Raw genomic sequence first — 9,582 nt, 5'->3', positions numbered from 1 at the left:
GGCATGAGCCGGCCCGATGCGCGGGACTGATGGCCCCGTCGGCTCAGTGCATGCCGTCGAGCAGGCGCTTGGCGACGTCCCTCTGCATCTGGCTGCCTTCCTTGACCACCTCGTCCAGCATGGCGCGCGCGCCTTCGGCATCGCCCATGTCGATGTAGGCGCGGGCCAGGTCCAGCTTGGTATCCACCGGGTCGTCGCTGAACTCGCTCAGATCGTGGCCCGGCACATTGGCCAGGTGCGCATCGTCCGCGTCGTCGAAATGCCAGCTCGAGGCCTTTGCGGCCGGCGCCGATGCAGGCGCGGGTGCCGGTGCCGGTGCCGGCTCCCTGGCCAGCGGGGCCACCATCGTGGCATCGTCTGCACCGGGTCGTGCCGGCGTTTCGGTCGCCGCCCGGGTCAGGTCGAAGTTGAAGTTGTACTCGCTGACCTTCTTCGGGCCGCCCGGCGGCAGCGGCGGCATCGACGACGCCACCGTGGACGCGTCGCCTTCGTGGGCGTAGTCGTCGATGTCGAATTCGCCGATGGCATGCGCATCCTTGTGGGCGGGCGGCGCGGCGTGGTGATCGAACAGCGGATGGCCCGGCACCAGGTCCTCGCCCATGTGCAGCACGTCCTGCCACTCATCCTGCTGCGGGTCGGTGATGTGGGCGTACATCGCCTCGGCAGCCGCCTCGAAGTGCTCGACGTCGCGGCGCGAGTAATACAGGGTGACCAGTTCCAGGTGCAGGCCGATGTCGTCCGGATGCTCGGCCAGCTGGTCCAGCAACTCCTCCTGGTCGACGTCGTCACCCGGGAGGTACTCCGCATCGCCGCCCGGCGCCGAGCCGAAGCGATCGGCCAGCGACGCCGCGGATTTCGACGTGGCAGCTGCTTCGGCCGGCTTGCGCCGGCGGCGTCCCAGCAGGGCCAGCAGGGCCAGCAGCAGCACCGCAGCGGCGCCGGCAGCCTGCGCCCAGGCCTGCATGTACCACGGCTCCTCGACAACCGGCGCATGGGGCTGCTGCCGGGCAGCCGGCTTCTCCACCGGCTTGGCCGGCGCCGGCGTGGCAAGCGGCGTGGTCACCACGGATGACGTCGTGGCCGGCGATGTGGCGTGTGGCGCCGAAGCGGCAGCGGCCGGCACCACGGCGGTGTGCGTACCGGTCGCCGTGCCGGCGGTGGCGATAGCGGTTTCCAGCGTGGCAGCCGATGGCGGTGCGGCGGTCTTCGCCGCAGCGACGGCCGGCGCGGGGACCGCGGCGGCCGGCGTGCCTGCGGACTTGCGCGCGGCGGCCAGCTTGGCCTGCAGTTCGGCAATCTCGCTGTCCTTCAGCGACAGCAGGCGCTCGTTCTTGCTGTTGATGTCCCCCAGGTCCTTCAGGCGCGCCTTCAGCTCGGCGCTCTGCTGCTGCAGGCTGGCCAGGCTCTCCTTGGTGCGCAGCAGCTCCTGGTGCAGGCCATTGCCGGCCGCACCGCCACCCTGCGTGCCGGCACCGCTGCCGGCCTTGGCGGGCACCAGGGTCAGCCGGTCACCGGTGTCGGGCGTGCCGGCGGGGGCGCCGGTATCGGATGCGCGGGTGGCGGCATTGGCCACGACCGCCGGCTTGCCCGGCGTGCCGGCGCGCCAGTCGCCGTTCTGCCGGCGCACCTCGGCGGCGGCGGCGGCGATCGTCATGGCCTGCGCCTCGGCCGAGGTCGGTACGCGCAGCACCACGCCGCTCTTCAGCGCATTGATGTTGCTGCGGTAGAACGCGTTCGGGTTGGCCTGCTGCAGCGCCAGCATCATCTGCTGCACGTCGACGCCGGCCGGGGTCACGTTGCGCGCGATGCCGGACAGCGTCTGGCCGCGCTCGACCGGACCGACCTGGCCATTGCCGGCGGCCGATGCCGCCGGGGCGGGCGCCGCGGGCGCCGGCTTGGGCCTGGACACGGGTTTGGCTGGTGCGGCGGCGACCGGCGCCGCCGGCGCCGTGGCTTTGCCGGGCGCCTTGGCTGCCGCCGGACGACTTGCCGCGGGCGGCACCGGTGCGGGTACGGCGGCAGCCGTTGCCGCCGGGGCGTTCGGCGGATCGAGCAAGACGGCGTATTCGCGCACGCTCTTGCCAGCCTTGCCGTTCACCTCGATCAGCAGGTCGAGGAAGGGATCGTCCACCGGCGCGCTGCTGGTGATGCGGATGACCGGGGAACCGCCGCTGGTATGGGTCACGCTGAAGCTCAGCGGGATCGAGGTGCGCCCGCCGGCGACGCCGGCGCGTGCGAATTCCTCGCTGGAGGCCAGCTGAACCGTGAGGTTCTGCAGCTCCGCCGGATTGGCGGGATGCAGCGGAATCTCCGCCAGCAGCGGCTGGCCCAACGCCGACTTGACCTGGATCTGACCAAGATCCAATGCCATGACCTGGCTACTCCCCAGTGCCAGGGCCATCAGCATCGACAATTTCAACGAACGGTTCATGCGTGTTCCCCCGAACAAATCCTTGGCGCAGCTCTCAATCCGGCGTCGCCGCCACGGTGGTGGCGGCAGCAAATGAGGTGCCACTTTAAGTTACATGTAGGCCAATCAACAATAGCTGCGGCGAATACTTGCAGTGCATTGCTAGGGTGCGTTCTCACCCGGATGCCGCCTTCAGCGCTGCCCGGCGGCCTGGCCGGCCTGCAGTTCCTGCAGTTGCCTGCGCAGTTCGGCGATCTTCTGGTCCTGCTGCTGCAGCCGCTCGCCGGCTTGCCGGTTGTCCGATTCCTGCTTGCGGAGATCCCGCTTGAGGCGCTCCACTTCGGACTGGCTCCGGGTCAGCCGCTTGCTGTCGGCCGCGCGCGGCGACGCGGCGCCGGCCGAACCGGACGGCGGTACCGCCTGACCGCCGGCCCAGGCCGCCGACGTGAAAACGAACCCCATGGCAATTGCGAATCGCGCCACACGCATCTTCAGAGATAGTCCTCGATCAGCAATTCGGCGATCTGCACCGCGTTCAGCGCCGCGCCCTTGCGGATGTTGTCCGAGACGATCCACATGTCCAGCCCGCGCTCGTGCGAGATGTCCTCGCGGATGCGCCCCACGTACACCGGGTCGTTGCCGGCTGCCTCGCCCACCGGGGTCGGGTAGCCGCCCGGCTTGCGCTCGTCCACCAGCACCACGCCCGGTGCCTGGCGCAGCAGCTCGCGGGCCTGCTCGGCGGTGATCTTGTCGCTGGTCTCGATGTGCACTGCCTCGGAATGGCCATAGAACACCGGCACGCGCACGGCGGTCGGATTCACCTGGATCGACTCGTCCTCCAGGATCTTGCGGGTCTCCCACACCAGCTTCATCTCTTCCTTGGTGTAGCCGTTCGGCTGGAAGTCGTCGATCTGCGGAATCACATTGAACGCGATCTGCGCGGGGAATTTCTTGCCCGGTTCCACGCTTTGGAAGTTCAGCAGCGCCGCGGTCTGCTTGCCCAGCTCTTCCATGCCGGTGCGGCCGGCGCCGGATACCGACTGGTAAGTGGCCACGTTGATCCGCTCGATCTGCACCGCGCGGTGGATCGGCGCCAGCGCCACCAGCATCTGCATGGTCGAGCAGTTCGGGTTCGCGATGATGCCGCGCGTGGTGTACTGCGCGATCGCATGGGGGTTCACCTCGCTGATCACCAGCGGGATGTCGTCCTGGTAGCGGAACTCGGAGGTGTTGTCGATCACCACCGCGCCGGCTGCGGCCGCCCGCGGCGCGTGCACGCGGCTGACCGAGCCGCCGGCCGAGAAGAAGGCGATGTCGACGCCGGCGAAATCGTAGGTGTCCAGCAACTGCACGGTGATGTCCTTGCCGGCGAAGCTGACCTTGCTGCCGGCGGAACGCTCGCTGGCCAGCGGCACCAGCTCGCTGACCGGGAACTCGCGCTCGGCGAGGATCGCCAGCAGGGTCTCGCCGACCGCGCCGGTGGCGCCGACCATGGCGACCTTGTAACTGCTCTTCTTGCTCATGGATGTGGTTCTTTGCTCAGGGGTGGGTGATCGGGTTGGCCGCAGCCAGCACCGTGGAGTTGAGGATCGTCGGCGGCCGCCCGGCATGCGGGCCATGGCCGAAGAATGCCAGCACGTTGTCGACCGCCAGCGCCGTCATGGCGCGCCGCGCATCATGACTGGCGCTGGCTATATGCGGACTGAGCAGCACATTGTCCAAGGCCAGCAGCGCCGGATGTACGCCCGGCTCGCCCTCGAACACATCCAGCGCAGCCGCGGCCAGGCCGCCGCGGGCCAGCACGTCGGCCAGGGCGGCATCATCGACGATGCCGCCGCGGGCGACGTTCACCAGCACGGCGGTTGGCTTCATCTGCGCCAGCTCCGGCGCACCGATCGCGTGCCGGTTCTGCGGCGTCAGCGGCAGCACCAGCACCAGGAAATCCGATTCGCGCAGCAGCTGTGGCTTGTCGACATAGCGGGCATTGCATTCGCGCTCGACTGCCGCCGGCAGCGCCGAGCGGTTGTGGTAGATGACCTGCATGCCGAATCCCTGCGCCCGTCGGGCGATCGCCTGGCCGATGCGGCCCATGCCGAGAATGCCGAGCGTGCGGCCGCGCACATCCATGCCCAGCCACTGCGTGAATTTCGTGGCCTTCCATTCGCCCGCACGCACCCAGCGCTCGGCCGCGCCGACCCGGCGCGCCGCGCCCAGCAACAGCGCCCAGGTGTAATCGGCCACGCTTTCGTTGAGTACGTCGGCGGTGTTCGAAGCGGCGATGCCAGCAGCGGTCAATGCCGCCAAGTCGAGGTTGTCGTAACCCACGCTCAGGTTCGCGACGAGACGCAAGCGTTTCGCACCGGCGATTTCCGGCGCACCAATGCGCTCCTTGAGGCCGACGATGACAGCATCCTGATCCGCCAGTTTCGCCGCCAGTTCGGCGGGCGAAAAAGTGATCTCTTCCGGCTCGCTGACCACCTCGAAGTGCTCGTCGAGGCGGGCGACGATGTCGGGAAAGGTGGGACGCGAAACCCATACCCTTGGCTTGTCGGTCATGTCCGGAAGGTCACTCCGTGGTCCGGCGCGGGATAGATCTCGTCGGCGATCCAGAAATACGCCAGCGCCATCGCGAACAATGTTCCGACCAGCCACAACGCCCATCGCCAGCGCCGCCATGCGGCTTGAAACGCCGAATACTGCATCGGAATGTCGGCAAGATACGCCGCGCAGTAACAGACGTTGGCAAGCACCGCCAGCACCAGCAACGCCAGCAGATCCTCGAATTCCCAGGCACCGCGGAAATGCGGCCAGGTCGCCACGACCCAGCCTGCGACCACCAGCGCAAGCGCCACGTTGTAGGCAATGCGTCGTGGCTCCCAATAACGAATCGCATCACTGAGGATTTCCCGCAGCGATGAATCGGCATGGAGTGAATTCGACAGTGTCGGCATGACCTTCTCCACTATTTCATGGAATCCGCGGCTCGACCGCGCCCACATCGCCGCACTGCGCACGATGGCGCAACGCGTGATCGATCAGCACCAGCGCCATCATCGCCTCGGCAATCGGAGTGGCGCGGATGCCGACGCAGGGGTCGTGGCGGCCCTTGGTTACCACCTCGGTCGGCTCGCCGGCCAGGTTCACGCTGTGGCCCGGGATCAGGATGCTCGAGGTGGGCTTGAGCACCATCGAGGCCGTCACCGGCTGGCCGCTGCTGATGCCGCCGAGAATGCCGCCGGCATGATTGGACGCAAAGCCGTCCGGATGCATCTCATCGCGATGCTCGCTGCCATGCTGGGCGACCGCGGCAAAACCATCGCCGATCTCCACGCCCTTGACCGCGTTGATCGACATCAGCGCGCTGGCCAGGTCGCCGTCGAGCTTGCCGTAGATCGGCTCGCCCCAGCCCGGCGGCACGCCGTCGGCGACCACGTTGACGCGCGCACCGACCGAATCGCCGGACTTGCGCAGCGCGTTGATGTAGTCCTCCAGCGCCGGCACCTGGGCCGCGTCGGGCCAGAAGAACGGGTTCTGCTCCACCGCGCCCCAGTCGAACGCATCCGGCACGACGCCGCCGATCTGCGCCAGGTAGCCGCGCACGCGCACGCCGTGATGCTCGGCCAGCCACTTCTTGGCGACCACCGCAGCGGCCACGCGCATGGTGGTCTCGCGCGCCGAGGAGCGCCCGCCGCCGCGCGGGTCGCGGATGCCGTACTTCTGCCAATAGGTGTAGTCGGCGTGGCCGGGACGGAAGGTCGACACGATGTCGCCGTAGTCCTTGCTGCGCTGGTCGGTATTGCGGATCAGCAGCGCGATCGGCGTGCCGGTGGTCCTGCCCTGGTAGACGCCGGAGAGGATCTCCACTTCGTCCGCCTCGTGCCGCTGCGAGGTGTAGCGGCTGCGGCCGGTGGCGCGGCGGTCGAGGTCGCCGCGGAATTCCTCCGCGCCTAGCGCCAGCCCCGGCGGGCAGCCGTCGATCACGCAGCCGATCGCCGGCCCGTGGCTTTCGCCGAAGGTGGTGACGGTGAACAGTTTGCCGAAGGAATTGCTGGACATGGGACATCCGGGACTAAAGATCGAAGCATACCGGCAGTGACCTCCGGTAGGAGCCCGCTGGCGGGCGATGCTCGTGTCTTGATGCCCGGTGGAGATTCAGAACAAAAGCATCGCCCGCCAGCGGGCTCCTACGGTGGAGGCGCCGGCCACTCGCGGGCCAACAGGGCGAAGATCACGTCGTCGACCCATTCGCCGCGCAACCACAGGCTCTCGCGGTGGTGGGCCTCCTGGCGCATGCCCAGCGCGCGCAGCAGCGCCACGCAGGCCAGGTTGCGCGGGTCGGCCGAGGCCTGGACACGGTGCCGGCCCCACGCGCCGAACACCTGCTCGAACAGCGCACGCACCGCCTCGCCGGCGTAGCCGCGGCCCTGCTCGGCCGGTGCGATGCTGATGCCGAACTCCACCGAGCCTTCCGCATCCTCCGGCAGGTTCACGCCGAGGTCGCCGACCAGCCGGCCGTCGTCGCGCAGGCGGATCGCGCGCTGGAACCAGCCATGCGCGGGCTCCCGCGCCTGCCCGGCGATGAACTCGCGCGCCGCGGCGACATCGGCCGGACACCAGCCCTGGTAGCGGGCCACCGCAGGATCGGCGCGATAGGCGAACAGCGCCTTGGCGTCGGCCTGGCGCAATGCGTCGAGCTGCAATCGCGCCGTAGCCAGCTCCATCGCTCAGCCCGGGCGACGCGCGGCAGCCGCTGCGCGGATCGCCGCCGCGTGCTCCACCAGGTCGCGCCGCTCCAGCGCGAACACGCCCATCGGGCCGACCTTGAACTCGATCCACACGAACGGCACTTCCGGCAGCAGCGCGGCCAGCGCGTGCTCGCTCTCGCCCACCTCGACGATCAGCAGGCCGTCGCCGGTGAGATGGCCGGCCGCCTCGTCCAGCATGCGCAGGCACAGGTCCAGGCCGTCGGCGCCGGAGGTGAGGCCCAGCTTCGGCTCGTGCGCGTACTCGCCGGGCAGCGCGGCGTACTCGTCCTCGGTGACGTAGGGCGGATTGGAGACGATCAGGTCGTACTTGCGCCCGGCCACGCCCGCGAACAGGTCGGAGCGAATCGCCTCGACGCGGCCCTCGACGTGCTGGAAGGCGATGTTCTCGCGCGCCAGCGACAGTGCCTCGTCGCTGACGTCGACGATGTCCACGTGCCATTCGGGGTTGTACTCGGCCATCGCGATGCCGATGCAGCCCGAGCCGGTGCACAGGTCCAGCGCGCGCTCGACGTGGCGCTCGTCCAGCCAGGGCGCGAAGCCCGACTCGATCAGCTCGGCGATCGGCGAGCGCGGCACCAGCGCGCGGCGGTCGCTCTTGAACTTCAGCCCGGCGAACCAGGTTTCGCCGACCAGGTAGGCCACCGGCAGGCGCTCGCTGACCCGACGCTCGATCAGCGCCAGCACGTTCTCACGCTCGGCCGCGGTGAGCCGGCCGGCGCCGTACGCCGGTGGGATGTCCGGCGGCAGGTGCAGGCTGGCCAGCACCAGGTGGGTGGCCTCGTCGATCGGGTTGTCGTGGCTGTGGCCGAAGGTGAGCCCGGCCGCCGAGAAGCGGCTGGCGCCGTATCGGATGAAGTCGATGATGGTGGCGAGCTCGGTGGTCACGGCGATCCAGAGGTGCGGCAATGGGCCGGGCATTATAAGGCCTGCGGGGCGACTCACCCCGTATACTGGGCGGATGACTTTCAACGTATTCCTGCAGTACATCCTGCCGCACCGCGCCCTGTCGCGGGTGGTCTACTGGGCCACGCGCTGGACCTTCGCGCCGTGGAAGAACTGGCTGATCGCCACTGTCGTGCGCAACTACGACGTGGACATGGCCGAGGCGGCGCAGCCCGATCCGCTGGCCTACCAGCATTTCAATGCGTTCTTCACGCGCAAGCTCAAAGCCGGCGTGCGCCAGGCCGACGCCGACCCAGCCACCCTGCTCTCGCCGGCCGACGGCCGCATCAGCCAGGCGGGCACGATCGTCGACGGGCGCATCTTCCAGGCGAAAGGACAGGAATACACCGCCGCCGAACTGCTCGGCGGCGACGAGGCCGCCGCCGCGCCGTACCGCGACGGGCGTTTCGTCACCGTCTACCTGTCGCCGCGCGACTACCACCGCGTGCATATGCCGCTGAAAGGCACGCTGAAGGAAACCGTGCACGTGCCCGGGCGCATCTTCAGCGTGGCGCCGTTCGCGGTCGAGGCGATCCCGCGGCTGTTCGCGCGCAACGAGCGGCTGGTCTGCCACTTCGAGGGCGAGCACGGCCCGTTCGCGGTGGTGATGGTGGGCGCGGTCCTGGTTTCCTCAGTGGCCACCGTGTGGGACGGCCTGGTGATCCCGCCGTACGCGCCGTCGATCCGGCACAAGTCGTTCGCCGGCCAGCACATCACGCTGGAACGCTTCGCCGAGATGGCGCGCTTCAACATGGGTTCCACCGTGATCCTGCTGCTGCCCGAGGGCGCGGCCGGGCTGGACGCCCTGCAGCCGCAGCAGGCCGTGCGGGTGGGCCAGCGGCTTGGCCGCGGTTGAGCAGTCACGCCCTGCACGCCCGGAAGACTGACGCAGCGGGTCATTTTGTGACGCCCTAGGCGCTATTTCGCCGATCGCTTCGCTAGGCTCTGGGCTTCGCGGCGCGTCTTGCGCGCCGCCGAATTCCAGCGCCGAGGGGGTCCCATGCAACTATTCACGCCGTTCCTTGTGATGCTGCGCGCGCGCCAGCTCGGCCGCCAGTTCCGCGACATCGAGCGCAACGTGCGCGCCCTGCCCCGGCGCACCCGCGAGCGCCTGGGCGAACTCACCCTGCGCGAGATCGGGCAGGCTTCGCGCAGCGATTTCCCGCACCTGTACGGCACCGCGCCGGAAGCACGCTATTTCCCCTGGGGCCAGGGCACCGAGGCGGGTTACGACCGCGCCCGCTCGAGCAACCCGGAAGTGGCGCTGCGCGGCATCGCGCTGTGGTTGGCCGTGGCCTACCACGAGACCAAGAATTCCCCGTACCCCAGCCTGCAGCCGCAACACCGCCAGCTGATGCAGTTGCTGCGCGAGCTGAAGGAAGCGCACGGCGGCAAGAACACCGCCAACCGCAGCTGGATGCAGCAGACCGCCGTCGCCTGACGCCCGCCGAATGCCCGGCCGTC

At 69.1% G+C, this 9,582-nt stretch carries 10 protein-coding genes; 2 read left to right on the top strand and 8 right to left on the bottom strand.

From position 1 onward, the window contains the following. Positions 1 to 43 precede the first annotated feature (43 nt). The 8 genes from AC3WRN_RS04495 to prmB form a co-directional block, all read right to left on the bottom strand. Complete coding sequence (locus AC3WRN_RS04495) at positions 44 to 2,431, bottom strand: motility hub landmark protein FimV (RefSeq protein ID WP_492622073.1); 2,388 nt, start codon at positions 2,429 to 2,431, stop codon at positions 44 to 46. A 171-nt stretch (positions 2,432 to 2,602) separates the two neighbouring features. Next, entirely contained in the window at positions 2,603 to 2,872 is a 270-nt protein-coding gene (locus AC3WRN_RS04490) for a hypothetical protein (protein WP_492622072.1), read from the bottom strand. Positions 2,873 to 2,901: 29 nt separating this feature from the next. After that, positions 2,902 to 3,933 (bottom strand): aspartate-semialdehyde dehydrogenase, encoded by a 1,032-nt coding sequence (locus tag AC3WRN_RS04485; RefSeq protein WP_492622071.1) that lies wholly within the window; start codon positions 3,931 to 3,933, stop codon positions 2,902 to 2,904. A 16-nt stretch (positions 3,934 to 3,949) separates the two neighbouring features. Next, the gene (locus AC3WRN_RS04480) at positions 3,950 to 4,966 is read right to left on the bottom strand and encodes a 2-hydroxyacid dehydrogenase (protein ID WP_492622261.1); all 1,017 of its coding nucleotides are present in this window, start codon (positions 4,964 to 4,966) and stop codon (positions 3,950 to 3,952) included. Beyond that, on the bottom strand, positions 4,963 to 5,361 hold the full coding sequence (locus tag AC3WRN_RS04475; RefSeq protein ID WP_492622070.1) for a hypothetical protein: 399 nt from the start codon (positions 5,359 to 5,361) through the stop codon (positions 4,963 to 4,965). Before AC3WRN_RS04475 ends, AC3WRN_RS04480 begins: the two co-directional genes overlap by 4 nt. Positions 5,362 to 5,377: 16 nt before the next feature. Continuing rightward, on the bottom strand, positions 5,378 to 6,466 hold the full coding sequence (gene aroC / locus AC3WRN_RS04470) for a chorismate synthase (protein ID WP_492622069.1): 1,089 nt from the start codon (positions 6,464 to 6,466) through the stop codon (positions 5,378 to 5,380). A gap of 128 nt (positions 6,467 to 6,594) precedes the next feature. Next, complete coding sequence (locus tag AC3WRN_RS04465; RefSeq protein WP_492622068.1) at positions 6,595 to 7,131, bottom strand: GNAT family N-acetyltransferase; 537 nt, start codon at positions 7,129 to 7,131, stop codon at positions 6,595 to 6,597. Positions 7,132 to 7,134: 3 nt separating this feature from the next. Continuing rightward, complete coding sequence (gene prmB / locus AC3WRN_RS04460; RefSeq protein WP_492622067.1) at positions 7,135 to 8,094, bottom strand: 50S ribosomal protein L3 N(5)-glutamine methyltransferase; 960 nt, start codon at positions 8,092 to 8,094, stop codon at positions 7,135 to 7,137. A 40-nt stretch (positions 8,095 to 8,134) separates the two neighbouring features. Here prmB and asd point away from each other — a divergent pair, with 40 nt between their 5' ends. Together asd and AC3WRN_RS04450 are read left to right on the top strand one after the other, a co-directional pair. Further along, a complete protein-coding gene (gene asd, locus AC3WRN_RS04455; protein ID WP_492622066.1) occupies positions 8,135 to 8,974 on the top strand; it encodes an archaetidylserine decarboxylase in 840 nt (279 codons plus the stop codon). Between the two features lie 144 nt (positions 8,975 to 9,118). Further along, complete coding sequence (locus AC3WRN_RS04450) at positions 9,119 to 9,559, top strand: hypothetical protein (RefSeq protein ID WP_492622065.1); 441 nt, start codon at positions 9,119 to 9,121, stop codon at positions 9,557 to 9,559. Positions 9,560 to 9,582 lie beyond the last annotated feature (23 nt).

It is taken from the genome of Rhodanobacter sp. FW101-FHT13A11 (assembly GCF_058790335.1).
The sequence above is the reverse complement of the archived record's forward strand: the minus strand, read 5'-3'. Positions and strand labels throughout refer to the sequence as shown.